The sequence below is a fragment of the Vibrio sp. 1F279 genome, assembly GCF_041439815.1.
In the GTDB taxonomy this organism is placed as follows: domain Bacteria; phylum Pseudomonadota; class Gammaproteobacteria; order Enterobacterales; family Vibrionaceae; genus Vibrio; species Vibrio tasmaniensis_A.
On sequence record NZ_JBGOOU010000036.1, the window covers coordinates 25,740 to 50,648 of the forward strand.

Annotated in this window: 26 protein-coding genes; 20 read left to right on the forward strand and 6 right to left on the reverse strand. The window is 44.3% G+C overall.

What is annotated here, in order from left to right:
* Nucleotides 1-30 precede the first annotated feature (30 nt).
* The 4 genes from ACED60_RS20805 to ACED60_RS20820 all read left to right on the forward strand — a co-directional run bounded on the left by ACED60_RS20805 (nucleotide 31) and on the right by ACED60_RS20820 (nucleotide 4,186).
* Entirely contained in the window at nucleotides 31-1,032 is a 1,002-nt protein-coding gene (locus ACED60_RS20805; RefSeq protein WP_371728369.1) for an ArsJ-associated glyceraldehyde-3-phosphate dehydrogenase, read from the forward strand.
* Nucleotides 1,033-1,190: 158 nt separating this feature from the next.
* The gene (locus ACED60_RS20810; RefSeq protein ID WP_371728370.1) at nucleotides 1,191-1,700 is read left to right on the forward strand and encodes a cyclin-dependent kinase inhibitor 3 family protein; all 510 of its coding nucleotides are present in this window, start codon (nucleotides 1,191-1,193) and stop codon (nucleotides 1,698-1,700) included.
* Between the two features lie 97 nt (nucleotides 1,701-1,797).
* Nucleotides 1,798-3,018, forward strand: coding sequence for an organoarsenical effux MFS transporter ArsJ (arsJ, locus tag ACED60_RS20815; protein ID WP_371710186.1), 1,221 nt, complete (start codon nucleotides 1,798-1,800; stop codon nucleotides 3,016-3,018).
* Nucleotides 3,019-3,172: 154 nt separating this feature from the next.
* The gene (locus ACED60_RS20820) at nucleotides 3,173-4,186 is read left to right on the forward strand and encodes an acyltransferase (protein WP_102249640.1); all 1,014 of its coding nucleotides are present in this window, start codon (nucleotides 3,173-3,175) and stop codon (nucleotides 4,184-4,186) included.
* A gap of 60 nt (nucleotides 4,187-4,246) precedes the next feature.
* On the opposite strand, the gene ACED60_RS20825 is transcribed toward ACED60_RS20820, so the two are convergent.
* On the reverse strand, nucleotides 4,247-4,576 hold the full coding sequence (locus tag ACED60_RS20825; protein WP_009848228.1) for a DUF2500 domain-containing protein: 330 nt from the start codon (nucleotides 4,574-4,576) through the stop codon (nucleotides 4,247-4,249).
* 244 nt (nucleotides 4,577-4,820) lie between these two features.
* Between ACED60_RS20825 and ACED60_RS20830 the strand changes: the two genes are divergently transcribed.
* From ACED60_RS20830 to ACED60_RS20845, 4 genes are all read left to right on the forward strand, one after another.
* Nucleotides 4,821-5,195: a DUF4145 domain-containing protein gene (locus tag ACED60_RS20830; RefSeq protein WP_122047539.1), complete on the forward strand. Its 375-nt coding sequence runs from the start codon at nucleotides 4,821-4,823 to the stop codon at nucleotides 5,193-5,195.
* A 928-nt stretch (nucleotides 5,196-6,123) separates the two neighbouring features.
* The gene (locus ACED60_RS20835; RefSeq protein ID WP_009848230.1) at nucleotides 6,124-6,744 is read left to right on the forward strand and encodes a lysoplasmalogenase; all 621 of its coding nucleotides are present in this window, start codon (nucleotides 6,124-6,126) and stop codon (nucleotides 6,742-6,744) included.
* A 90-nt stretch (nucleotides 6,745-6,834) separates the two neighbouring features.
* Nucleotides 6,835-7,071: a YecH family metal-binding protein gene (locus ACED60_RS20840; RefSeq protein ID WP_122047540.1), complete on the forward strand. Its 237-nt coding sequence runs from the start codon at nucleotides 6,835-6,837 to the stop codon at nucleotides 7,069-7,071.
* A 212-nt stretch (nucleotides 7,072-7,283) separates the two neighbouring features.
* Nucleotides 7,284-7,868 (forward strand): YhgN family NAAT transporter, encoded by a 585-nt coding sequence (locus ACED60_RS20845; RefSeq protein WP_009848232.1) that lies wholly within the window; start codon nucleotides 7,284-7,286, stop codon nucleotides 7,866-7,868.
* 117 nt (nucleotides 7,869-7,985) lie between these two features.
* Here the strand turns inward: ACED60_RS20845 and ACED60_RS20850 are convergent, their stop codons facing one another.
* Together ACED60_RS20850 and rsmD are read right to left on the reverse strand one after the other, a co-directional pair.
* Nucleotides 7,986-8,252 carry a DUF1145 domain-containing protein gene (locus ACED60_RS20850; RefSeq protein ID WP_009848233.1) on the reverse strand — a complete coding sequence of 89 codons (267 nt, stop codon included), beginning with the start codon at nucleotides 8,250-8,252 and terminating at the stop codon, nucleotides 7,986-7,988.
* Nucleotides 8,253-8,262: 10 nt separating this feature from the next.
* On the reverse strand, nucleotides 8,263-8,865 hold the full coding sequence (rsmD, locus tag ACED60_RS20855) for a 16S rRNA (guanine(966)-N(2))-methyltransferase RsmD (protein WP_009848234.1): 603 nt from the start codon (nucleotides 8,863-8,865) through the stop codon (nucleotides 8,263-8,265).
* A gap of 230 nt (nucleotides 8,866-9,095) precedes the next feature.
* Here rsmD and ftsY point away from each other — a divergent pair, with 230 nt between their 5' ends.
* The 6 genes from ftsY to glpG all read left to right on the forward strand — a co-directional run bounded on the left by ftsY (nucleotide 9,096) and on the right by glpG (nucleotide 14,769).
* Nucleotides 9,096-10,364: a signal recognition particle-docking protein FtsY gene (gene ftsY / locus ACED60_RS20860; RefSeq protein WP_371728371.1), complete on the forward strand. Its 1,269-nt coding sequence runs from the start codon at nucleotides 9,096-9,098 to the stop codon at nucleotides 10,362-10,364.
* A 77-nt stretch (nucleotides 10,365-10,441) separates the two neighbouring features.
* Nucleotides 10,442-11,119 carry a cell division ATP-binding protein FtsE gene (gene ftsE, locus ACED60_RS20865; RefSeq protein ID WP_009848236.1) on the forward strand — a complete coding sequence of 226 codons (678 nt, stop codon included), beginning with the start codon at nucleotides 10,442-10,444 and terminating at the stop codon, nucleotides 11,117-11,119.
* On the forward strand, nucleotides 11,106-12,074 hold the full coding sequence (gene ftsX / locus ACED60_RS20870; protein WP_371728372.1) for a permease-like cell division protein FtsX: 969 nt from the start codon (nucleotides 11,106-11,108) through the stop codon (nucleotides 12,072-12,074). Before ftsE ends, ftsX begins: the two co-directional genes overlap by 14 nt.
* Nucleotides 12,075-12,251: 177 nt before the next feature.
* Entirely contained in the window at nucleotides 12,252-13,109 is an 858-nt protein-coding gene (gene rpoH, locus ACED60_RS20875) for an RNA polymerase sigma factor RpoH (RefSeq protein ID WP_029223159.1), read from the forward strand.
* Nucleotides 13,110-13,550: 441 nt separating this feature from the next.
* A complete protein-coding gene (glpE, locus tag ACED60_RS20880) occupies nucleotides 13,551-13,871 on the forward strand; it encodes a thiosulfate sulfurtransferase GlpE (RefSeq protein ID WP_009848240.1) in 321 nt (106 codons plus the stop codon).
* Between the two features lie 55 nt (nucleotides 13,872-13,926).
* Nucleotides 13,927-14,769 carry a rhomboid family intramembrane serine protease GlpG gene (gene glpG / locus ACED60_RS20885; RefSeq protein ID WP_012605025.1) on the forward strand — a complete coding sequence of 281 codons (843 nt, stop codon included), beginning with the start codon at nucleotides 13,927-13,929 and terminating at the stop codon, nucleotides 14,767-14,769.
* An 87-nt stretch (nucleotides 14,770-14,856) separates the two neighbouring features.
* Here glpG and ACED60_RS20890 read toward each other — a convergent pair whose 3' ends face one another.
* Nucleotides 14,857-15,264: a flagellar basal body-associated protein FliL gene (locus ACED60_RS20890; RefSeq protein ID WP_009848242.1), complete on the reverse strand. Its 408-nt coding sequence runs from the start codon at nucleotides 15,262-15,264 to the stop codon at nucleotides 14,857-14,859.
* 162 nt (nucleotides 15,265-15,426) lie between these two features.
* On the opposite strand from ACED60_RS20890, the gene ACED60_RS20895 reads away from it, so the two are divergent.
* Nucleotides 15,427-15,969 carry a chorismate lyase gene (locus ACED60_RS20895; protein ID WP_162924288.1) on the forward strand — a complete coding sequence of 181 codons (543 nt, stop codon included), beginning with the start codon at nucleotides 15,427-15,429 and terminating at the stop codon, nucleotides 15,967-15,969.
* Nucleotides 15,970-16,824, forward strand: coding sequence for a 4-hydroxybenzoate octaprenyltransferase (ubiA, locus tag ACED60_RS20900; protein ID WP_009848245.1), 855 nt, complete (start codon nucleotides 15,970-15,972; stop codon nucleotides 16,822-16,824).
* A 104-nt stretch (nucleotides 16,825-16,928) separates the two neighbouring features.
* On the opposite strand, the gene plsB is transcribed toward ubiA, so the two are convergent.
* Nucleotides 16,929-19,352: a glycerol-3-phosphate 1-O-acyltransferase PlsB gene (gene plsB / locus ACED60_RS20905; RefSeq protein ID WP_009848247.1), complete on the reverse strand. Its 2,424-nt coding sequence runs from the start codon at nucleotides 19,350-19,352 to the stop codon at nucleotides 16,929-16,931.
* Between the two features lie 220 nt (nucleotides 19,353-19,572).
* On the opposite strand from plsB, the gene ACED60_RS20910 reads away from it, so the two are divergent.
* The 4 genes from ACED60_RS20910 to dinF all read left to right on the forward strand — a co-directional run bounded on the left by ACED60_RS20910 (nucleotide 19,573) and on the right by dinF (nucleotide 23,099).
* Nucleotides 19,573-19,935 carry a diacylglycerol kinase gene (locus ACED60_RS20910; RefSeq protein WP_029223019.1) on the forward strand — a complete coding sequence of 121 codons (363 nt, stop codon included), beginning with the start codon at nucleotides 19,573-19,575 and terminating at the stop codon, nucleotides 19,933-19,935.
* A 94-nt stretch (nucleotides 19,936-20,029) separates the two neighbouring features.
* On the forward strand, nucleotides 20,030-20,650 hold the full coding sequence (gene lexA / locus ACED60_RS20915; protein ID WP_009848249.1) for a transcriptional repressor LexA: 621 nt from the start codon (nucleotides 20,030-20,032) through the stop codon (nucleotides 20,648-20,650).
* Between the two features lie 97 nt (nucleotides 20,651-20,747).
* The gene (locus tag ACED60_RS20920; protein ID WP_371728373.1) at nucleotides 20,748-21,626 is read left to right on the forward strand and encodes a class I SAM-dependent methyltransferase; all 879 of its coding nucleotides are present in this window, start codon (nucleotides 20,748-20,750) and stop codon (nucleotides 21,624-21,626) included.
* 117 nt (nucleotides 21,627-21,743) lie between these two features.
* On the forward strand, nucleotides 21,744-23,099 hold the full coding sequence (gene dinF, locus ACED60_RS20925; RefSeq protein WP_371728374.1) for an MATE family efflux transporter DinF: 1,356 nt from the start codon (nucleotides 21,744-21,746) through the stop codon (nucleotides 23,097-23,099).
* A gap of 106 nt (nucleotides 23,100-23,205) precedes the next feature.
* On the opposite strand, the gene sthA is transcribed toward dinF, so the two are convergent.
* Nucleotides 23,206-24,606 carry a Si-specific NAD(P)(+) transhydrogenase gene (gene sthA, locus ACED60_RS20930; RefSeq protein ID WP_371728375.1) on the reverse strand — a complete coding sequence of 467 codons (1,401 nt, stop codon included), beginning with the start codon at nucleotides 24,604-24,606 and terminating at the stop codon, nucleotides 23,206-23,208.
* Nucleotides 24,607-24,909: the final 303 nt, after the last annotated feature.

Genomic DNA, 24,909 nt, shown 5'->3' on the forward strand with positions numbered 1-24,909 from the left:
TATGAAGGCAATTAACTGAGAGAAAAGAGTATGACAGTCAAAGTAGGTATTAATGGTTTTGGCCGTATCGGCCGTCTAGCACTTCGCGCAGCGTTTGATTGGGCGGAAATTGAGTTTGTTCAAATTAACGATGTAGCAGGCGATACAGCAACACTGGCGCACCTTCTTGAGTTCGATTCGGTTCAAGGTCGCTGGAACCACGAAGTCGCGGTTGAGGGCGATGAGATGATCATCAACGGTCAACGCATTAGAACTACGCAAGAGCGCGATATCGATGCGATCGATTGGTCTGGTTGCGATGTTGTCCTTGAAGCGACCGGTGTTCACCGTAAGGCATCTTTCCTAAACAAATACCTTGAGCAAGGTGTGAAGCGTGTTGTGGTATCGGCGCCAGTGAAAGAAGAAGGCATTGCAAACATCGTTGTCGGTGTGAATGACGCTATCTTCGATCCAGCGGTACATAAGATTGTGACTGCGGCATCTTGTACGACTAACTGTCTTGCGCCTGTTGTGAAGGTGATTAACGAGAAGTTAGGCATCGAGAACGCAGCCTTTACCACTATTCACGATCTCACCAATACGCAAACTATTCTTGATGCGCCCCATAAAGACTTACGCCGTGCACGTGCATGTGGCATGAGTCTTATCCCGACAACAACGGGCAGTGCAAAAGCGATTGTTGAGATTTTCCCGGAGCTTGAAAATCGTATTAATGGCCACGCGGTTCGTGTACCACTAGCGAACGCTTCTCTGACCGACATCATCTTCGAAGTGAAGCAAGACACCACAGCTGAAGAAGTCAACGCGATGCTGAAAGAAGCGTCTGAGAATGAACTGAAAGGCATTCTTGGCTTTGAAGAGCGTCCCCTGGTTTCTATCGATTACAAAGGCGACCAACGCTCAACGATCGTAGATGCGCTATCAACCATGCTAGTCGGTAAGCGCATGGTTAAGATCTACGCTTGGTACGACAACGAGATGGGTTACGCAACACGTACTGCTGAGCTAGTACGTACAGTTGGCCTAGCTTAATACTCTTCATACTTGAAGCTGCAAGCGTTGTTAACTGCGTAAGTTCACCCTAATCACATAGAACCCCTATGCTCATAGGGCTGAACTTACTGGTTGCCTAGCTGCAACTCCAACTATTTTGAGTATCGGTCTATATACAAAAGAATTTTAAGAGATAGATGATGATGACAAACTCTCAAGTACACCCAACTTGGCAACTAGATCTAGAAACTGGTGCGTTAGTGCTTACTCCGTGCCCAGGCACTAAAGACGCTGACCTAGATGCATCGTTAACGCAACTGAAAGCACAAGGCGTTGAAGCTATCGTGACAGCACTTGATGACCATGAGCTTGCAAGCAAAGACGTAGCGGCACTTGGTGAGAAGACACGTGCGCTAGGCATGCAATGGTTCCAAATAGAAATCGAAGACGATTGTGCACCGGGTACCGATTTTGCTGCGAAGTGGCGGGCGACTAGTCCAGTTTTACACCAAATTGTGGATAACGGCGGTAAGGTAGCAATGCATTGCATGGGCGGTTCTGGCCGTACTGGCTTGCTGGCTGCACACCTGCTGTTAGAGAAGAGTTGGGATCTGAGCAAGATTGTTCAAGAGGTGCAGGCACTGCGTCCGGGCGCATTTACTAAGCCCATTCAGGTTGAATACATTAATGGCGTAGCGAACGGCTAATAAACCATTGTTGTTATACAAGGGGCTTTTGGTATCTGGAGTGTTGAACTTATCATGATCCAAAAGCTCTTTTTGTTTAGATTGCAGAGATAGCGTTATGTTTTCAAATCTAAGTAAGAGCGTTCGCCAATACATGTTGGTGACTTTTAACTACTGGAACTTCACCATTACTGATGGTGCACTTCGCATGCTGGTGGTTCTGTATTTTTACGACCTTGGTTACAGTTCGTTAGAAATCGCCTCACTGTTCCTTTTCTATGAATTCTTTGGTGTGGTGACTAACCTAATCGGTGGTTGGTTAGGGGCGCGTCTTGGCCTCAATAAGACCATGAACATCGGGTTAGGCATGCAAGTTGTTGCCTTAGGTATGCTCGCGGTACCAACGGCAATGCTGACTATTCCTTGGGTAATGGCGGCGCAAGCCTTGTCTGGTATCGCTAAAGACCTCAATAAGATGAGTGCCAAGAGTTCGATTAAGACTCTGGTTCCTGATGAACAACAGGGCGCGCTTTATAAGTGGATTGCGATTCTGACCGGATCTAAGAATGCGCTTAAAGGGGCTGGCTTCTTTATTGGTGGTTTGCTTCTTTCAACGATTGGCTTCCAATACGCTGTGCTTGCGATGGCAGCCGTGTTGGCATTGGTCTTCGTTGGCAGTGTGTTGAGCTTAGAAGCGGACATGGGTAAAGCGAAAACTAAACCTAAGTTCAAACAGATCTTCTCTAAGTCTGAATCCATCAACATCCTATCTGCAGCGCGTATGTTCCTGTTTGGTGCTCGTGATGTGTGGTTTGTGATTGCTTTGCCGATTTATCTAGGCAGTGTGTTTGGTTGGGACCACTCATGGGTGGGTGGTTTCTTAGCAGCTTGGACCATTGCATACGGCTTTGTGCAGGGTATTGCGCCTAAGATTACCGGTAAAGCGCAAGGCAAGGTGCCTGATGGTCATGCCGCGCTGTTGTGGGCGGGTGCATTGGCTATTGTGACTGCCGGTATTGCTTATGCGGTGCAAATTGGCTGGCAACCAGAGCTAGTTATCATCGGTGGATTGATGGTATTTGGTGCCATCTTTGCGGTGAATTCATCGCTTCACTCATATTTGATTGTGAGCTATGCGAAAGGCGATGGGGTGTCTCTTGATGTCGGTTTCTACTACATGGCAAACGCGATGGGTCGCTTGATTGGCACGATATTGTCGGGCTTGGTATTCCAAATGGCCGGTTTGTATGCGTGTCTGTGGGTATCCTTCGCATTCTTAGCGATAACGACGGTGATCTCTCTGCGTTTACCTAAAGTGCCGCAAATCTCAGCTGCATAAGCTTCAGCCGCATGAGCTTAAGTCGGATAACCTAGAGTCGAATAAGTTAAATTCGCGATAAGTATCTTCTTTAACACTAAGCTGACTTGGTATTTATTCCGGTCAGCTTTTTTATTGCTATAGTTGAATGATTGAATATTAATCAGGCATTTACATGAAGCAGCGAGTTCTCTTTTTTGATTTAGCACGATGTGTCGCGGCCATAGCTGTTATCGCGATTCATGTTTTGGCGCCTTATCGTAATGAATTAAGCACCATTCCTTTCGGTGAGTGGCTGACTGCCATTACGGTGAATGGTTTCAGCCGCTGGGCAGTGCCTGTGTTCATCTTGATTTCTGGTGCATTGATGCTGAGTGATCAGCGCCCGTTTGACGCCAAATACTACCTCAAGCGCCGTCTGGGTAAGGTACTGATCCCATTCATTGTTTGGTCGCTTTTCTATACCTACCTATCAGGTTGGTCGCTAATGGGTTTTGATGCGGACGTCAGTTGGGAGGTTTTGCTCAATAGTTATCATCACTACACGTACTATCACCTTGGTTTCTTCTATTACTTCATCCCACTCTACTTTGTGATTCCTTTTTTACAGATCATGGTCAGAAAGTACGGTGATAGATCTGTCTATGCCTTTACGGCGGTATGGTTGTTCACAACGCTATTGTTCTTATTGAAAATCGATGGCCCTTGGAGTCACGAGTTGTGGTTGTACACCGGGTACTTACCGTTGGGTTACCTGCTGTATAAGATGGTTCCACTTAACAAGATGACTGTCGGCGTGAGTGTGTTACTTGGTGGATTAGCGTTACTGACCACGGTTTATATGGTGGTTGATGCAAGTTTGGTCGCAGAAGAGTACACGGTAGGGCGTTGGTTATCTTACAAGACGTTGAACACCGTATTAGCGGCGAGCATGGTGTTCATGGTGTGCCGTTACTATGGTGAAGGCTTGTCTGAGAAGAGCAATCAAGTGGTTGGTTTTATCAGTAAACACAGCTTAGGTATTTATCTGCTGCACCCGATTTTCTTATGGCCAATGAAAGAGTTCGGTTGGTACCAAGGTCATCCTGCTTGGGTTATTCCATTATGGATCGTGATCAGCGGAGCTGGCGCGTTATGGATGAGCTGGTTGGTCTCTAAGTCAGAGAAAACACGTTGGTTATTGCCTTAGCGGTGGGTGCTAAGGCTTTCTGATGGATTGCTTAGAAGATACAGTTGAAGTACCTAATGTTTAGCGCTTCAATGCAAAGTGTAAGAACTTATCGCCTTGGTAGGTTAAGGTACCTTTGTCGCCAGGGTTCAGGGCGTGGAAGTAGTGGATTCCGACTTGGAACTCTCGTTTTGGACCAACCACACCACGTTGAACGTAAATCCAATACTCTTGATCTTCTTGGCCTGGTTCTGCATCAGGAAGGTCGATGGATTGTTTGTCCAACACAGTGACGTTCACTTTCTTTTCTGGCGCATTTTCACCTTGTGAGTGCTTTCGATAGAAACCAAGAAATACCCAAGCCGCTAGACCGGCGAGTGCAAAGATGGCAAAAAAGAGTGAATTAGGCATGTAACCTCCATGTAGTCGTGATGGTTATTCTAATCTTTCAAGCAATAGGGATATGTGTTTCAAGCCGTTATTCGTGAACTGTTGTAAGCCAAGCTGATTATTTTTCGGCAGACATCACATTTAGAGGCCAGTTTGGGATAAAGCATTGTTATTTATTGTCTCTTTCTCTCGTAAATAACAGTGATTTTGTATAAGAATAGGGAAATGCTCGACTAGAATTATAGTGTGGAGTGGGAGGGCTAATATGACCGATATTGAAAAAGTGGTGACAAGAACTCGTAATATAGAGAAATTATTGAGGCTTCAATATCATGCCGAAGGCGAAGGATTGCATGAGCTTGTGTCAAGCTGTGAAGAAAGGCTACCGCACGATACGGTGAGTAAGCTGCGTTATATCGCAACGTGTCGTAATAAGGTAGTCAATGAGCATGAGGCTAAGTTGGAAGACCAGCATAAGTTCATCATGATGTGTAACGACTGTGAGAAGGAGTTGACTCCACGTAGTGGTCGTTTTATTTGGCGAGTTGCAATCTTACTGATGATGGCAATGACTTTAGCTGCCGCTGGTTTCTATTATGCGAACTGGGATATGTTAACACTGCATCTGTTTTCGAAATGAAAAAATTGAACAAAAAAAGGGACGCTAATGGCGTCCCTTTTTTTATCTGTAACTTGCTTAGTACATCATCGGTAGTGTCATTAGACCTACAACTACCGCGATCATTACAAGTCCTTGTCTTTGCGAAGATGAAATCATAACACTACTCCTAAATTTGGTTGTCTCTCGCTATGTTTTAAAGAATAGCACTACTTATGGCTTTAGATCAAGAATTACTTTCGAAGCCTTTAAAAGTGATAGAAAACTATTGGGTTTTCTATCACTTTTGCTATGTTTTACTGTGTATTTTGGGGAGCTTTTATTTTGTTCGTTGTGATTTATTTTTGTTCTCATTTGGTTTAAGTTGTTGTTTTGTAATGGTCGTTTTGTGTAATTTATATTGTTAAAGGTTGTTAAACTGTATTAATAGGGCTTGGTGGTGTCTAGGTTTGTTTAATTAAGCTTTATAGGTTTTAGGTTTAATTTTTGTGATGGTTTTTTGACAGGAAGCTTAGCGAAACCTGACAAAGTGGTTTTTATAAAGGTAATTTACGCACTTTGTAAGTCTAGGTTTGTATAGTGTTGGAAAGTTCTATGTAAGTCTGTTTTTTGATTTTAAGTGTTTGTTTTTAATGTTTTTGTGTATTTGATTTTGAACTTTTAGTTATGTGGTATTTGCAATATATAGCGACATATTGTGGCGTTGGCAGGATAGAAGTGATTGGAATTTAAGTTTGGGTTCTCTAGCGTCAATTTATATGAGTTTTCCGAACAATGAGTCTATTTTAAAAGGAATAATCACTATCGCTGCGGGTATTGTGACGACTTCAATCTAAAGATGCTCTTTTTAGTGGAAGCGTAATCAAGATCCAATTTTGAAGGGCTGAGGCTTTACATCAACATCCGTGTGCCTAGACTGGCGACGATTAAAAGCAATAGGGCAAATGATATGTGGAGTTGGTTGGCGGTTTCCTTGTCTGGTATTGGAGCAATAACAGGAACGAAACATGGGCATATCGGTCAGGCTTTATTGTATAAGGTCTTTACCTTTGTATTATTGGCGATTATTGCTCTAACTCAATCTGTTGTCGTTGATTTTACCTATTGGGTAGTCGCTGGGTTAGCTATATCCGCGATCGCAGATGTGCTTCATACTGTTACTCAAAAACGTCTTCTGCATTTTGTGTGTTTCCTGTTGGCTCAACTTTGTTACAGCAAAGCATTTTGGTTACAGCTATCAGGAGAAATGGTCTGGTGGTTGTTCGCGCTGCTGTTAGCTGCATGTATCGTTGCTTTCTTCCTATTACTCCCTCGCTTAGACAAACTCGTTTTTCCAGTGGTTATCATGGGTATTGTACTCATTCAGCTTGCTTGGGCTTCTGGTGAAGTCTGGTTACTTGAGCCTCAGCTATCACATGCTGTTGGTTTTGTTGGTTGCTGCGTGCTGCTGCTTTCCGCATTGGCGTACGCCCTAAATTTCTATCGCAGCCCAATTAAGGGCGCTTATTTTTGGGTAACGGGCAGTTACTTTCTTGCACACGCTCTCATCGTTGCTTCCCTCACCATTTAGGGTAGAGCTAGCTTAACTCTGAGCTACATCAAGGCAGCTCAGATGAAAGTAGGTACTCTACGTCTACTTCATTTAACATGAGATAGACTTATGACTACCGAAATTCATGCACACAACGTTTTAAACTTACTGAGTGAAAAGCCACTGACTCGTGAAGAGTTGACGCAAGAGCTTACTCAAACCTATGGCGCTGAAGCTCGCTTTCATACGTGTAAGCTGAACGGTCTGGATTTAGATGGATTGCTGAAATTTTTCCTGAAAATGGAAAAGGTCGTGATCATTGATGACAAGCTTTGCACTAATCGCGAACGTGTTTGTAATCACTGATCTTGAATGACCATCAGTTCTTGTCGCCAGTGAACAGTGAACAGTGATTAGCGAGTGGATGCGATATTCTTGGCTCCACTCCGACCATTTCTCCCTCGTTTGGCTCTCATAAATACACTTCCAATAACGTAAATTCCTAAGTTTGTTACTGTGTTCGAAAATCAATCTTGAGGCTGCTATACTCCGCGCACTTACGCTTTCGAGACAAACTTATGGAAATTTTATCTGCAGCGACCATGCTGTTTCTTATTATGGATCCGCTTGGCAACTTACCAATCGTGCTTTCTATCCTTAAGCATATTGATCCGAAGCGTCGCCGTATTGTTCTTGTTCGTGAACTAATGTTTGCGCTGATTATCCTGCTGCTGTTCTTGTTTGCTGGTCAAAGCATCATGAACTTCCTGCATGTGCAGCCTGAAACCTTGAGTATCTCTGGCGGTATTATTCTGTTTATCATCGCGATTAAGATGATTTTCCCAAGTGCGGGTAGTATTACTGGCCTCGCGGCGGGTGAAGAACCGTTTATTGTGCCGATGGCGATCCCTATGATTGCTGGCCCTTCAGTGATTGCGGCATTGATTCTGTTGTCGACACAGCATCCTGACAACATGTTAGAGCTTTCAGGCGCAGTGATGCTGGCTTGGGGCGCGACCTTCTTTATTCTGATGTTTAATGGCTTCTTCCTACGAGTACTAGGTGAGAGAGGCCTTAAAGCCATCGAACGCTTGATGGGCCTGTTGTTGGTTATGCTGTCGACGCAAATGTTCCTAGATGGTGTAAAGGGCTACATGGGCTAACATCAGTATCATCGCTGAATAAAAAAACGCCGCTCAAATGAGCGGCGCTTTTGTATCAACTGTTTCTGTCATGATGTTTTCTGTCGCTAAGCGTTTTATATCTAAGCTTAAGCTTTATTACATCATGTGTTTGCGTCGGATATCGAGTAGGGCAAAGACGCCGAAAATCAATATGGACCACTTCTCCCAACGTGACATTTCGATCTTATCGCCAAAAGCACCGATGAAAATCAGCATCTGCAGGCCGTGCATGAAGAATAAGAATGCTGTCATGATATAAAGCGCAATCGCAGCATTACCCGGGAATGGGTAGAAAATATTGGCGATTAAGATAAACCAAACAAAGGCGATGGCTGCTTTTGCTAGTGGAAGCAAGAACTTCATTCAATAACTCCTATTCTTCAGTGATTCGATTGAACAGTCGGTAGCTCGACTGGCCAGTGGTCTTATCGCGGTGTAATTCCCAGTTTTCTGGCATAGCTTCGAGTTTTAGCTCTTTCTCTGTCTCGACGTAAATGATGGCGTTGTCGGCAAGCCAACCGTTGCTCTCAAGCAGTTGTACTGTTTCTGCGAGTAAGCCTTTACGAAATGGAGGATCGAGAAAGACCATATCGTAAGGAGTGCCTGGCTGCTTAAGAAAAGAGATAGCATCAGTGTTGACTACATTGATGTTGTCTGCTTTGAGCTCTTTCGCGTTATCAGAAAGCTGTTTGGCCGCTTTTTGATTCATTTCGAGCAGTGTCACCATTTTTGCTTGGCGAGAAGCGGCTTCAAAACCTAGACCACCAGAACCGGCGAATACATCCAAGCAGGTCGAATGTGGGATATCTTGTGCCACCCAGTTAAAGAGTGTTTCTTTGACTCGGTCAATGGTTGGGCGTAATCCTTCTAAATCATGAACAGGCAGCTTTCTACCTCTCCATGAGCCACTAATAATTCGAACAAAGCCTCCGGATGGCTTTTTTTGTGATGTGTTTTGCTGGCGACGTCTTACCATAGATTTTTTGACCGCTAATAAAGTGATACTATACCGAGCCCAATTTAAGTGGGTTCGAGTATTAAATAAATTTACAATGACAAAGTGTATCAAGCTAAAAGCAAACTTATCACTGCTTTGTCATTTTTCTTTACTATTCGTTTGTACAAGCTTGTATTGTATAACAATAGCAAAGAGTCGACGTGTATTAAGTCAATACAGCTAATTAGTAGATCTAGGAAACTCCTCTGATGACGGAAAAAAAGAAGCGCGGATTATTATCGTGGCTTGGTTTTGGTGAAGAAGAACAAAGCCCAAAAACTCAGAATGAAGCGAACGTAGAAAACGTTGAAGATCAAACTGAAGTTGAATCACAAGTTGAGGCTGAACAGGTCGCACCTGAAGTTGAAGACGCTAAATCAACGGAACCTAAGTCTGTTGAATCTGAACTTGCGGAGTCAGAGCAAACGCTTGAAGAGGCTCCACAAGATCAGCAGCCTGTCGCAGCAGAAGCAGAAGCAGAAGCAGAAGCAGAAGCAGAACAGGAAGAAGTGATTGCTCCTCAATCTAAGGTTGAAGAAGTTCAAGAGAAGCCGACAGAAAGCTTCTTTGCACGACTTAAGCGTAGCCTCAGCCGTACTAAAGCAAACATTGGTGCTGGCTTCTTTGGTTTGTTCAAAGGCAAGCAAATCGATGAAGACCTGTTTGAAGAATTAGAAGAGCAACTTCTGATCGCCGACGTGGGTATGAATACCACCGTGAAGATCATTGAAAACCTAACAGAAAAAGCATCCCGTAATGACCTAAAAGACGGTGAAGCGCTTTATGGTCTGCTTAAAGAAGAGATGTCAGAAATCTTGAGCCAAGTGGAACAGCCACTGGTTGTTGATACCACTAAAACACCTTACGTTATCTTAATGGTGGGTGTGAATGGCGTGGGTAAAACAACCACTATCGGTAAGCTGGCGAAACAATTCCAAAGTGAAGGCAAGAAAGTGATGCTGGCGGCGGGTGATACCTTCCGTGCGGCAGCGGTTGAACAACTTCAGGTTTGGGGGCAGCGTAATGATGTTCCGGTTATCGCTCAGCACACTGGTGCCGATAGCGCGTCTGTTATCTACGATGCGATTGAAGCGGCGAAAGCGCGTGGTGTTGATGTTGTGATTGCAGATACTGCAGGCCGTTTGCAGAACAAGAGCAACTTGATGGAAGAGCTACGCAAGATTGTTCGTGTAATGAAGAAGATCGATGATTCTGCACCGCACGAAATCATGTTAACGCTAGATGCAGGTACCGGTCAGAATGCGATTAGCCAAGCGAAGTTGTTTAGTGACGTGGCACCAGTAACGGGTATTACGCTAACTAAGCTAGATGGTACAGCGAAAGGTGGCGTAATTTTCTCAATTGCTGACCAGTTCCAGATTCCAATCCGCTACATTGGCGTGGGTGAAGGCATTGACGACCTGCGTCCATTTGAGTCGAAAGACTTTATTGAAGCACTATTTAGCCGCGAAGAGTAACGCGTGTAGCAAAGTGGTTTATCCTTAACCTGCTACCGTTTTAAATTTGATATGAGTGATCGTAAGAGGAATTTTCGGTGATCAAATTTCAGCAAGTGAGCAAAGCCTACCGAGGCGGACGACAAGCGCTCCAAAAAGTGGACTTTCATCTCAAACGAGGAGAGATGGCATTTTTAGGCGGGCACTCTGGTGCTGGTAAAAGTACCTTGCTGAAGTTGATCTGCGCGATAGAGCGCCCAACTGACGGACGTGTTTGGTTTAACGATCACGATATTACTCGTATCCCAGCCAAAGACATTCCCTTTTTACGCCGTAATATCGGGATTGTCTTTCAAGATCACCGCCTACTTATGGATCGCTCGATCTTCGATAACGTCGCTCTGCCTATGCGTATTGAATCTATTTCTGAAAACGAAATTAAACGTCGAGTCAGCGCCGCGTTGGACAAAACCGGTTTATTAGATAAAGCCCGTTGTTTGCCAAGCCAGCTCTCTGGAGGTGAACAACAACGGGTCGGTATTGCTCGCGCTGTGGTTAACCGTCCAACTCTGCTTTTAGCGGATGAACCAACTGGTAACCTAGATCCTGAACTATCGAGTCGTGTATTACGCTTGTTTGAAGAGTTCAACCGTGCGGGTGTCACGATCATGCTAGCGACGCACGATATCGGGTTAGTGAACACTCGCCCTCAATATCGTCATCTGGAATTAAACCAAGGCTTTTTGAGTGAGGTTGAAGATTATGGCCGCGAATAAGCGCATTAAGAAACCTCAATCCAATCGAGCAGCAAACCGGGCTTTAAGTGACGGTTTCTTTGTTGTTCATTGGAAACAAGCCAAGTCATCGTTCTCGCAAATGTGGCAGCGTCCGTTGGGTAACTTGCTGACGCTTGCGGTGATTTCAATGGCTTTAGCGATGCCCGCTTGTTTGTACCTACTGGGCAAGAACGTTGGTGAAGTGGCGCAAGATGTCACCAGCCCGTCACAAATTAGTGCCTATGTAGAGGATGGTATCCCTGAGCCGAGAGTCATGGTGCTTAAGGATGAAATCGAAAGTTGGGACCAAGTCGATCTGGTTGAGTACATTTCTCCGCAGCAAGGTCTTGAAGATCTTAGCCAGTATTCTGGTTTTGAGGACGCCCTAACTATCCTAGATGATTATTCATTGCCAGGTGTGTTGGTGATTACGCCAAGCGTACACAGCGATACCTTAATTAAAGAACTGGCAGGCAAGGTTAAGAAGCAAGAGTTAGTCACCGATGTTCGTTTAGATGAAGATTGGTTAGCTCGACTGGATGCTATCAAAGCACTTGCGGCTGTCATCGTGATTACCTTAACTGTGTTGATGCTTGGCGCAGTATTTCTGATTATCGGCAACACATTACGATTTAATGTGTTGGCGCATAAAGAAGAGATTCAAACCATGAAGCTGATTGGTGCTACCGACAGCTACATTCTTCGACCATATTTGTATGCTGGAATGTGGTTTGGTGTTTTAGGTTCGATTAGCGCGTGGGTAATGACGGCATTGATTACCGTATTACTGAACAGTGCAGTGGATGACTTGGCTCAGCTGTACGATAGCCACTTCCGCTTAATTGGCCTGAGTTGGGATGAATCTTTATTGCTTTTGATCGTCGGAACCTTGCTTGGTAGTGTAGCTGCGAAGCTTTCTGCACAGCGTCATCTAAAAGAAATTGAACCAGTTTAGGTGAATAGAGTCATATTTATACGAAAAATAGGCAGTTCTTAACCAGTTTTTGCCTTGTATAGACGAATTGATTATGCATAATTACTTCCCCCTCCTTGAAACCTGTTCATTTTAGGTTCAAGATTGTCGGGTTTTAATAGATGTATTACTCCAGATCAGAGATTGATGAGGAACCGAATGGCAAACCAAGCGTATCAAATGGCTTTAGTCACACAAGATAGTTTAGATAGCTATATCCGCTCAGCGAACAGTTACCCAATGCTGACGCCTGACGAGGAACGTGGACTTGCAGAGCGATTACATTACAAAGGTGAGATCGACGCTGCGAAAGGCTTGATCCTTTCACACCTACGATTCGTGGTGCACGTTGCAAGAGGCTACTCTGGCTACGGGCTGCCAATGGCTGACCTTGTCCAAGAAGGTAACATCGGCTTGATGAAGGCTGTTAAGCGCTTTAATCCAGAAGTTGGTGTCCGTCTAGTCTCTTTTGCTGTTCATTGGATCAAAGCTGAGATTCATGAATACGTATTGCGTAACTGGCGTATCGTTAAGATCGCAACGACTAAAGCACAGCGTAAATTGTTCTTTAACCTTCGTAAGTCTAAAAAGCGTTTAGGTTGGTTCAATAACGGTGAAGTTGAGACGGTTGCGCGTGAACTGGGTGTTGAGCCTTCAGAAGTTCGTGAAATGGAATCTCGCTTAGCGGCACAAGACGCGACGTTTGAAGCGCCGATGGACGACGACGACGGTGGTTCTGCTTACACAGCTCCAGTTTATTACCTAGAAGATAAAGCGTCAGACGTTGCTGAGACGGTTGAAGCAGCTAACTGGGAATCTCATACTAATAATCGCTTAGGTCTCGCATTGAAGAGCTTAGACGAGCGTAGTCAACACATTGTTCGCTCACGTTGGTTAGACGACAACAAAGCAACACTGCAAGACTTAGCGGATACCTATAGCATTTCTGCAGAGCGTGTCCGCCAGTTAGAAAAGAATGCGATGAAGAAATTGAAGCAAGCCGTTGGCGACTTCTAATAGCATTTAATTTTTAATAGTATTTGGTTTCTCATAGTAGCAAGCAAATAGCTTAATTTTGAAAAGGCCGAGATCGAGAGATCTCGGCCTTTTTGTTTTGGATCGATTTCTCAACTTTTGCGATCGAAATTTGCAAAATGATTTTGTGGATAACTCTGTGAGGAATTTATTCGTCAGCTGTCTAAAAGCAGGGTGTAGTAAGGCTTTGACAGGGTTTTTTGAGTGGGGATATGTTTCAGTTAACCCACAGTTAGATCAGGATCATTACTACATGTTGTGGATCTATTTTTAAAAAGGCACTTTATTCACGCAATTCACAGATTTATCCACAAATGGTGTAAAAGTGATCGCTGGTGGATAACCTTATTAAGTGGGTGTGATTGTTAGCCTTGGGATAGGTTACAATGGCAGCAAAGTAAATCAGTATAAAAAGAGAAAGTCATGGACCAGTTTAAACATATCGACGTTAAAGGTGCTCAAGCCCTTATTGAACAAAGTGAAGCTCGACTTGTCGATATACGAGATCCGCAATCTTTTGCGGTAGCCCATTCAGAAACCGCCTACCACCTGACTAACGATACAATGGTGTCGTTTATGGATGAGGTTGAGTTCGAACAGCCTATCTTAGTGATGTGTTACCACGGTATTAGTAGCCAAGGCGCGGCACAATATTTAGTGAACCAAGGCTTTGAAGAGGTATATAGTGTTGATGGCGGTTTCGAAGCTTGGCATCGTGCTGAACTTCCGGTGATTGCGGGTTAATAGCTTTATCACTTAAACGCTTCAAGCATCTCCATAGTATGAATAGGAAGTAACAATGATTAGATTGATGGTGTTAGACAACCCACGTCTTGCTCAAGCATTTATTGATTATATGGCCTCTCGTCAGATCCCTATTCAGATGTCTCCAGAGGGAGAAGGGCGCTTTGCTTTGTGGCTTCTTGATGGTCAATTTCAGGTTGAAACCGAAGCTGAGCTGAATCGTTTTCTTGCTGAACCCAATCATAAACGCTATCAAGCGGCGTCTTGGGATATGGCTGAGACTAGAAAGAGTAATTTCCATTACCACACGCCAAGCTTTTTGGGCATGATTAAAGCAAAAGCAGGTCCTGTGACACTGAGCCTAATGTTGGTGTGTGTGGTGATTTTTGCGCTGCAACAGATTGGTTTTGGCCAAGCTATTTTCAATGCCCTGCACTTCCCAGCAGTTGATGGACAGCAATGGCAGCTGTGGCGTTGGTTGAGCCATGCTGTTCTGCATTTCTCTGTTATGCACATCGCATTCAATATTTTGTGGTGGTGGCAGCTAGGTGGGGATATTGAGAAGAAACTAGGCAGCCTCAAGCTACTTCAGATCTTTGCTGTCTCTTCTGCGCTTTCAGGTGCTGGTCAGTATTGGGTTGAAGGGGCGAACTTCGGTGGTTTGTCTGGTGTTGTGTACGCTTTGGTTGGTTACTTATGGGTTGTCGGTGCGAAGGCGCCACAACTTGGTTTAGGTATCCCAAGACAGATTGTCGGCTTTATGTTGGTGTGGTTAGTGCTTGGGTACATGCAGCCATTTATGGCGATCGCCAATACAGCGCATTTAGCTGGCCTAGCCGCTGGTGTCATTATTGGCTTTATCGATGCGATGAAAGCACCGAGCTCGGCAAGAAGCTAACTCATTTTTTCTAGTGAGTAGCCAAACGATAGAGACAAAAAAGCGGCCAGATGAGCCGCTTTTTTATTGGGATTCGTTTTTACATCGTTACTGGTAAAGATATTTGGTAAACAATAAGTCAGCAATGAGAGTTTTACCTGTTTCAGGAAGTAAAATCTTATTGAGGTGCTCAACTAAGGACTTTCTCAAATCTTCACGACCGGATAGAGACTTAATTGTCTCTTCATTTTGCTTGCCGAGTAATTCAATCACCGCATCACGAATCAATGGCTGATGATGCTCAATGGCTTCTAAGTCATTACTATTTGCGACCATTATGTCGAGACGGACCTGAATATAGCCCAGTTTTTTACCTTTAGTGTAAAAATTGGTGGTGAGATCGGGCTCTAGCGTGAAGTAGGCTAGTTTGGGTGTCGATTCTTCTTCAGCGAAACTTGATGCTGAAAACAGTAGATTAATCGCAATAAATAGTTGGGCTACATAACGTTTGTGCATATTTGAGACTTTTCTTTAGTTTATTCGCGATATTCGAAACGCATTAGTCTTGTTACAATGAGCGGTCTAAATCTAAATACGTTTACAATTCGAAGGACGCTTTAATTTTATTCGAAAGTTGAAGCTTTATTGTACGTGTAAAGTCACCTATTGAATACTAGTATGAATCAGTCAATATCATTGTATCTAAATTCATTAATGAATGTAGATTGGCAAAGCACAGAAAAATTTAATTTTCCTAATGAAACCACCAAAGAGTGGCTTATGGAACAAGGATCGCTTTCCCGTAAGTTGGGCAAGTGCTGCAAGCACCTGTCTGTTGAGTTGCTTCATAATCAAGTTGTGGAACGATCAATTCTGCAACAGGACGAAGAACGCCTTTTATCATCACATGATTGCTTACTGCGTAAAGTGATTTTAAAGGGTGATGATGAGCCGTGGGTGTTAGGTCGAACCTTAATACCTCGAATTACCCTAGAAGATCATCAGCATTCTGACCTTTCTCAACAAGGGGATGTCCCGCTTGGGTTAACGGTTTTCAGTGCTGAGAACGTGGAGCGAGATGCGCTTCAAGTCGGTTGGGTTATCGCTGGCGATGAGCGATTACTCGCGCGTCGTTCTCGATTATGGATGAATCATAAACCGATGCTTGTGGCCGAACTTTTTTTACCAACATCCCCCATTTACTCTAAGGAGAGTGTGTAAATGCTTGCCACCAAAGCGAAGGCGTACTGGCAATTGACGCGAATGAATCGCCCGATTGGTACTCTGTTACTCCTTTGGCCGACCTTGTGGTCGCTGATTATTGCTGCGAAAGGCATGCCTGATTTTGATGTCTTGGTTGTTTTCATACTCGGTGTGGTGTTAATGCGATCGGCTGGCTGTGTGATTAATGATTTTGCTGACCGTAAAGTTGATGGTCATGTCAAACGCACCAAGCAACGTCCATTACCTTCAGGTTTGGTTTCCAGCAAGGAAGCCATTGTGCTCTTTCTAGTGTTAGCTGTGGTTTCTTTTTTGTTGGTACTCACCATGAACCCGCTGACTATTAAGCTCTCTTTTATTGGGGTTGGTCTCGCGTTCATTTATCCTTTCATGAAGCGTTTTACACACCTTCCACAGTTGTTTCTCGGATTGGCTTTCAGTTGGGCAATACCAATGGCTTGGGCGGCGCAAACCAATGAACTGCCAAGCATTGTGTGGTTTATCTTCGTGATTAATGCGTTGTGGACGATAGCCTACGACACGCAATATGCGATGGTTGACCGAGATGATGACTTGAAGATTGGCATCAAGTCGACGGCTATTCTGTTTGGTCGTTTTGATAAGCTTATGGTTGGCGCGCTGCAGTTAGTTACACTGGCGATGTTGATTGCATTGGGCATGCACTACCAACTCGGTGATACTTTCTACTGGGCACTGTTAGTTTCGGGAAGCTTGTTCGTGTATCAACAGCATCTGATGCGTCACCGCGATCGAGACCTTTGCTTCCAAGCCTTCTTGAACAATAACTATGTTGGAATGGCGGTGACTGTAGGCTTGTTCATTACCTTCTGGTAAGCATCAACTTTACAAGTAAACGAACGCTAAAGAAAAAGGCACCCATTGGGTGCCTTTTTTGATCGTGTTCAGTCTAGTGATTAAAGTGAATGCTAACCAAGAGATTATTCTGCTTGGTGGATACTCTCTTGAATCGTCAAACGTACTTCAGGGTAAAGCATTGAGTAGAGAAGTTTAGCGAATTGCTGAGTCTTTTCTAAATCACAGTTACCATCGTTATCCAGATATTGCTGCTGTTTCAGAGTTGCGAACATCGACGCAAACACGCCTTTATCGAAGAACTCCGGTGCGTTGATACCTTGTAGGCGACCCAGTCGCTGTGCGATGTCTTGGCTCTTCTGCTCAAGGTCTGACTTATCTAGATCAGGATTCTCTGCCAATAGGTTCAGAGCAATTGAGTAGCGCTGGAGCGTTTCTGAAATCGTACGGCCTAGTAGCATCAGTGCTTGGCTGTTTGACTGGTTGATCGTTACTTGGTTGTTCGACACAACAAGCATGCCTTGACCGACTAGCTCATCAATGATGTTCGCAACCACGCTTTCAAGCTGATCTTCGTCGTAGCTTAAAAATAACTCTTTCTTTAAGAATGGGTAGATAGCTGCAACATTTTCTTGAATAGCGTCGATTGATAAACCGTGCTGACGAATGGTCATCTGAGCGATCAATGATGGCAATGCAAACAAGTGAATGATGTTATTACGATAGTAGGTCATCAGAATCGATTGGTGACGATCAAGCGAAATGATGTCGCCCATAGTGTCTGATTCAATTAAGAACTTGTTCAATGACTCTGCGTGTTTTACTAAGTCTTCAGCGCTGTCTTTAGGCACTGTGAATGTACCTGAATAAGGCACATTCTTAAGTAAAGACAGGTAGCAGTTGATCTGAGAAACCAAAGAGTCACGAGACAATGCGCGCTGTCTTGAAGCCAATAGTGCCGTTGCACAAAGAGTCAGGGCATTGGTCGCTGCCGCATCGTTAATGTGCGTCATCATTTTGGTTGCCAAGTCATTAACCACCGGGTTCATCCATTGTGGTTTGCTGGTTCCCATTGGGTCGATATCTTTAGTCCACTCAGGAGCATGTTCGTTCAGATATTGGTTAAGCTGAATTGGCTCACCGAAGTTCACGTAGCCTTTACCAAAGTTACGCAGCTTACGAATTGTACGAATCACTAGACTCGCGTTTTCTTTCTCTTTACGCTTACCACGAAGTTCTTTCGCGTAGGTCGCGACTTCCATTACGTGCTCATAGCCGATGTATACAGGAACCAAAGTCACCGGACGGTTCATGCCGCGCAGCATGGCTTGGATTGTCATCGCTAGCATGCCGGTTTTCGCCTGCAATAGACGACCTGTACGAGAGCGACCACCTTCACTGAAGTATTCTACCGAGTAACCTTTAGCGAATAATTCCGCTAGGTATTCGCGGAAAATAGTCGAGTACAACTTGTTGCCTTTGAAGCTACGACGAATAAAGAACGCACCGCCGTGACGGAAAATAGGACCGGCAGGGAAGAAGTTCAGGTTGATACCTGCTGCGATGTGCGGAGGCACCATGCCTTCATGATAAAGCACATAAGAAAGCAGTAAGTAATCCATGTGACTACGATGACAAGGTACATAAACGATCTCGTGACCATCTTGAGCCAGCTTACGAACGGTTGAAGCGTTGCTAATATGCAGGCCTTGGTACAACTTATTCCACAACCAACCAAGAATCTTCTCACCGCGTTTAATCAGCGAGTAAGAGAAGTTAGCTGCGATCTCATCCATGATGTCTTGAGCTTCTTTGCTCGCTTTCTCTATGGAAATATTTTTTGATTCAGCTTCATCTTCTATCGCCTTTTTGATTGCTTCTGACTTTAGCAGGCGGTCGAACAGAGCTTGGCGGCTTGGTAGGTTTGGACCCGATGCTGCAAGCTTTTGACGAGAGAAGTGAATGCGTGCCACGCGCGCCAGTTTATGCGCGATGGTGCTGTCGGTACCGTGTGAGTTAGCCATGTATCGTAGAGATACCACTGGGCTAAAGCGAACCAGACAGTCACGACCTGCTAGCAATACAGCTTTCGATTTCTCTAAGCCGTTCATTGCTTGTAGGTAAGGCTTCTGGTTATTCTCTTTACCAGGTTTACGACCCCACAATACGGTGGCAGGGATAACTTGAACGTCGAGCTCAGAGTCTTCAGCATGCAGTGAAAGCAGTTCAGAGAAGACTTCAATTGATGAGCTTGGTACATAATCATCGTCTTGCAGCAGAGTTTTGCGAGAAGAGATAAAAACGTAGCGTTGCAGTGATTTGCCATTGATTTCAAGTTTGCTCAATGGATCAGGTAACCCTAATTCAAGTGCATGTTTTTGCAATGTAAGAATGTCTACACTTGAGCGAAACGGTAAGGCGTATACAATCGGTTTGCTCAAATCAATGTTCAAATCCTCTACAGGGTTTGAAGGGATTGATGTGCTCTTTACCAATAGGGATAAAGGTAGCTTCATTAATGAACGTGAAAAAGATTGTCCAGAAGACATATAGGTTCACTGCCTCAATAGTTATTTCAATGTGCTCAAGCGTATCTCTATTTCTATAATGAAAAGGATAAATCCTGTGAGTGAAATAGGGATAAGCCTAGGCGTAAATTTAATCGATGCAAGAATACCAGAAACTGGTCTAACCTTTTAATGGAAATAGTCATATTGCCGTTAAGTTTGTGGAAAATCATTCATCGACTGATTGAGTATAGAGTTAAAAATGACCAAAAAATCAAACACCGGATTCAAACGTATCGTCAAAGCTGCGGGCTTTTCGTGGCAAGGCATCACGAGCTCGTTTAAAAACGAGGCTGCATTTCGACAAGAAGTCTTCATGGCCGCAGTGCTTATTCCGTTGGCGTTCTACTTAGATGTAAACCAAGTTGAGCGAATATTAATGATTTCAGCCGTCGTGTTGGTGATGGTTGTCGAGTTGATTAATACCGCGATTGAAGCGGTCGTTGACCGAATCGGTAGCGAACATCATGAGCTTTCTGGGATGGCGAAAGATGTTGGCTCAGCTGCCGTTTTTATCTGTTTAGTATTAGCTGGTTACGTGTGGTTAGAGATCTTATTTTTGTAATTCGCTAAAAATGAACTAAAAACAACCAATTGCTTTGCTTTTGTTCAGTTACTGGATATACTCACAGTCAACTGTATAAAAAGACAGGTGAATCATGAAGCCGTTAACGCCCCGCCAGCAACAAGTTTTTGACCTTATCAAAAGTAAGATCGAAGATTGCGGTATGCCACCGACTCGTGCAGAAATCGCACGTGAACTTGGTTTCCGCTCTGCAAATGCTGCAGAAGAACATTTGAAAGCTCTTGCTCGTAAAGAAGCGATTGAGATTATCCCGGGTGCGTCTCGCGGTATTCGTATTTTGCTTGAAGATGCAGCGAATGAAGAGCAAGGGTTACCATTAATCGGTCAGGTTGCCGCTGGCGAGCCTATTTTGGCTCAAGAGCATGTAGAAATGCATTACCAAGTTGACCCAGGTATGTTTAAGCCACAAGCTGACTTCTTACTTCGCGTAAATGGCGAAAGTATGAAAGACATCGGTATTATGGATGGCGATTTACTGGCCGTGCATAAAACACAAGACGTGCGTGATGGACAAGTTGTCGTGGCTCGTGTCGACGATGATGTAACGGTAAAACGCCTAGAGCGCAAAGGTTCTACCGTTCTGTTGCATGCTGAAAATGAAGAGTTTTCTCCAATTCACGTGGACTTAGAATCCCAACACTTGTCTATTGAAGGACTTGCGGTTGGTATTATTCGTAACACGGACTGGATGTAGTCAGTGCAAACAGCTTATTGATATTTACTCTCAATAACTTGTTATTGTAATTGATATTCATTATCATCTTCTTTGTCGAGATACAAGGAAGATGATGATGCCAAACCCAACCAAACCTCAAATGAAGCCGCTTATTCGTAAGTCGCACACCTATGATCAAAAGGCTTCTTCTGATCTCGGGTCAGCACATCAAGAATTCCAAGTACCGACGAATCTTGTTCAACACCTTTGGTTTCGCAGCCGCGAAAGCCTAGCCGATGACGGTCTTGTTTATGACCCTATTGCAGCACAAGCCTGCAAGCGTTGCCAACTCGCACCTGAATGCCTTACCGGTGAACTCGACCAGCAACAACTCCTTTACGCGACACTGACTCAACTTTGTGACTCTCAAGTTCAACAGTTTTTATCTCATAACCCAGATGCTTGGATTATTAACGTGGGAGCAGGGCTCGATACCCGTTTCTACCGTTTAGATAATGGCCGCTGTCATTGGGTTGAGCTAGATGTAACCGAGAACTTAGTTTGGCGACAACGCCTGTTCCACAAGAATGAACGCTACCGTCTAGAGTGTGGCTCGGTGGATGACCTGACCTGGTTGGATGAACTTAATATTCCAGAACAAGCCTCAGTGATGGTGGTGTGTGAACATGCTCTGCTGGATTGTAATGAACAACAGACGGCGAACTTTATTCAATCTTTGAGTCGTTATTTTACCCACGCACATGCGTGTTTAGTGTTAGCTGGAGATAAAAGCTCTAGTGCTCTTGGGCAAAAGCTCGGTTCTGGAAAATACGCACATGGCTTATCTTCTCCGATAGACAGCGTCCTTAACTGGTTGCCATGGGCGCAATGGGTTAAATCGTTTTCACCTTTAGAGCAGCAATGTAATCGTTGGAAGTTGTGGCAGCGATTGTTGTGTAAGATTTCTCAGTTTAAAAAGCGTTTAACTCCTCAATTAGTACTCGTTAAATGGTAATGCTAGCTTTTTCTATCAACAGATAGCTTGGTAAAAGCTAAGCAAGACATAAAGTGCACAACATAGTGAAAGCACACTCACTAGGTTAAACTATCGCCTCTAATCAAAGAGGTGATCGTGAAGCTATTTAATCCCCAAACTATTTTTCAAACTCTATCCAATCAAGCGATGCACAAAAAAGTGCTTTTGCTCGCGATCCCGATGGTTCTTTCCAATATTACAGTTCCTCTACTGGGTTTAGTCGACGCTGCGGTTATCGGGCACTTAGAGCATTCTTGGTATTTAGGTGGTGTGGCCTTGGGTGGCACTATGATCAGCGTGACTTTTTGGTTGCTTGGTTTCCTAAGAATGTCGACGACTGGACTGGCCGCGCAATCTTATGGGGCGAACGATGGTAAGCAGCTTGGCTTAGTCTTTGTGCAAGGCGTGACCATGGCCTTAGGATTTGCTGGTGTCTTTTTGCTATTGCACAGCTTCGTTGCGGATGCGGTTTTCTCTCTGAGTAGTGCCAGTGACCAAGTGAAACACTATGGCCAGCAATATTTCTCGATCCGAGCATGGAGTGCGCCTGCTGCGTTGACTAACTTTGTGCTGTTAGGTTGGTTACTCGGAACCCAAAATGCCAAAGCACCCATGTGGATGGTGATCATCACTAATATCACCAACATTGTTTTAGATATCGTATTTGTGATTGGCTTCGGCTGGCAAGTCGAAGGCGCTGCGCTGGCATCGGTGATTGCGGACTATGCGGGTCTAACGTTTGGCTTAATTTGTGTGTATCGAATCTGGATGAAGAGGCAACTGCCATCACCATGGGATCTGCTTAAGAAAACCAGTCAAGGCTTGAGTCGTTTCGTAAAACTGAATCGCGATATCTTTCTGCGTTCCTTATGTCTGCAAGCCACTTTTACTTTTATGACTTTCCAGGGCGCAAGCTTTGGTGATGATGTGGTGGCAGCCAATGCGGTACTGATGAGTTTCTTGATGATCATTTCTTATGGGATGGATGGTTTTGCCTACGCAATGGAAGCCATGGTCGGTAAAGCGATCGGCGCGAAAGATAAAGATGAGCTCAATCAGTCTTTGATAAGTACTTTCTTTTGGAGTTTCAATATTTGTTTGGTACTGACCATAGTGTTCGTGATTGCTGGGTCTAGTTTGATTAATATGATCACCACAATCCCAGAAGTGAAGACTCAGGCTGAAGTTTATTTACCGTGGTTGATTGCGATGCCGCTCGTTTCTATGTGGTGCTTCTTGCTGGATGGTATCTTCGTGGGCGCAACCAAAGGCAAAGATATGCGTAACAGTATGTTTGTTGCGACCTGCAGTTTCTTTGCGATTTTCTATTTAGCATCAGGTTTAGAAAACCATGCGCTGTGGCTAGCAATGTTGAGCTTTATGGCGATGCGTGGGATTGGTCTTGGTGTTTTATTTGTTTCTCAGTGGAAGAAAGGAGAGTTTCTCGCTTAGCTTGCATAGCTTAGTTCAGGGAACGAAAAATAAAAACAGCAAGCTCATGGCTTGCTGTTTATGTATTTTGCCTACAGGTGGTCAAATAGTCCTGTTGGTTCTTTGTTTAGAATAAACGGTTAAGTCCGTTAAGCGCTGCGACGCGATACGCCTCGGCCATCGTCGGATAGTTAAAGGTAGTATTCACAAAGTATTCGATGGTGTTGGCTTCACCTTTTTGTTCCATGATCGCCTGACCAATGTGAATGATTTCAGCGGCACGTTCACCAAACACGTGGATACCTAAAATCTCTTTAGTTTCACGATGGAAAAGTATCTTCAAGCTACCAATATCTTTACCTGCAATTTGAGCGCGAGCTAAGTGCTTGAATGAAGAACGTCCCACTTCATACGGTACTTTAGCTGCAGTAAGCTCTTGCTCGGTTTTACCGACAGAGCTGATCTCAGGAATGGTGTAGATACCTGTTGGGATGTCTTCGATAAGGGGTCGTTCTGCTTCACCTTTCACCACGGCTTGGGCCACAAATCGACCTTGGTCATAAGCAGCACTTGCTAGGCTAGGATACCCAATCACATCACCGACAGCGTAAACATGTTCAACACTGGTTTGGTAGTTGCTGTTGACTGATACTTGTCCACGAGAGTCCGCTTCTAAGCCAACCGCACCAAGGTTCAGTTTATCAGTATTACCCGTTCGACCATTGGCATACAGTAGGCAATCGGCACGCATTTTTTTACCTGACTCTAGATGAATGATTACACCATCATCTGTTCCTTCAATTTTCTCAAAGGTCTCATCGTTACGAATAACAACACCACTGTTCCAGAAGTGGTAAGAAAGTGCATCTGAGGTTTCGTTATCTAAGAAGGACAACAGGCGATCGCGAGTATTAATGAGATCGGTTTTAACACCTAAACCGCGAAATATAGAGGCATATTCACAGCCGATAACACCAGCACCATAGATGATGATGTGTTGTGGGTCGTGTTTCAGAGAAAGAATCGAATCACTGTCGTAGACACGTTCATGCATGAAGTCGACGTTGTCTGGCTGATAAGGACGAGAACCTGTCGCGATAACAAATTTGTCTGCGCTGTAGTGTTCCTCAGTGCCGTCGCTTTGCATTACGGAGATCGTGTGGGTATCGATAAAACGTGCAGTACCGAAGACTAACGTGCATTGGTTGCGATCGTAGAAACCTTGGCGCAAGCGAGTCTGTTTGTCGATGACCGATTTAGCATGTCCCAGAATATTGGAAAATGTTGAGTGGATACTTTTATTGTTCTGACAAAACAGAGGGTTACTGTTGAATTCAATAATACGACTTACGGCATGACGCAGTGCTTTGGAAGGAATGGTCCCCCAGTGGGTACAACCACCCCCAACGCTGCTCTCTTTTTCAATGATAGCAACGTTCAACCCGGCTTTGGTTAATCCCATCGCTGCCCCTTCTCCTCCGGGGCCACTACCAATTACGATTACATCAAAGTGGTTGGAGTGCGACATAGATATCTTCCTTGTTATATTTGATTAACATTGCTTTAGCGAGATTTTAACTGATTCTGTTCTTGGGTACATGAAAAGGGCATCAGAGAGTCGGTGAGATCACGTCATGCTACTGAAAAAATAATATTTGGTATGTCGTATGTCTCCAAATGACGGTGCGGATATTGAAATGTTTTCTTTGAACGTATTTACTTCGATACGTGAACAAAGAGGTGTGTTTAGTGTCTTATATAACCAGAGTGCCTTATATAAGTAAGTGATTCGCGTTATATTGAATAGAGTATTAGACATGCCTGTTTAGGC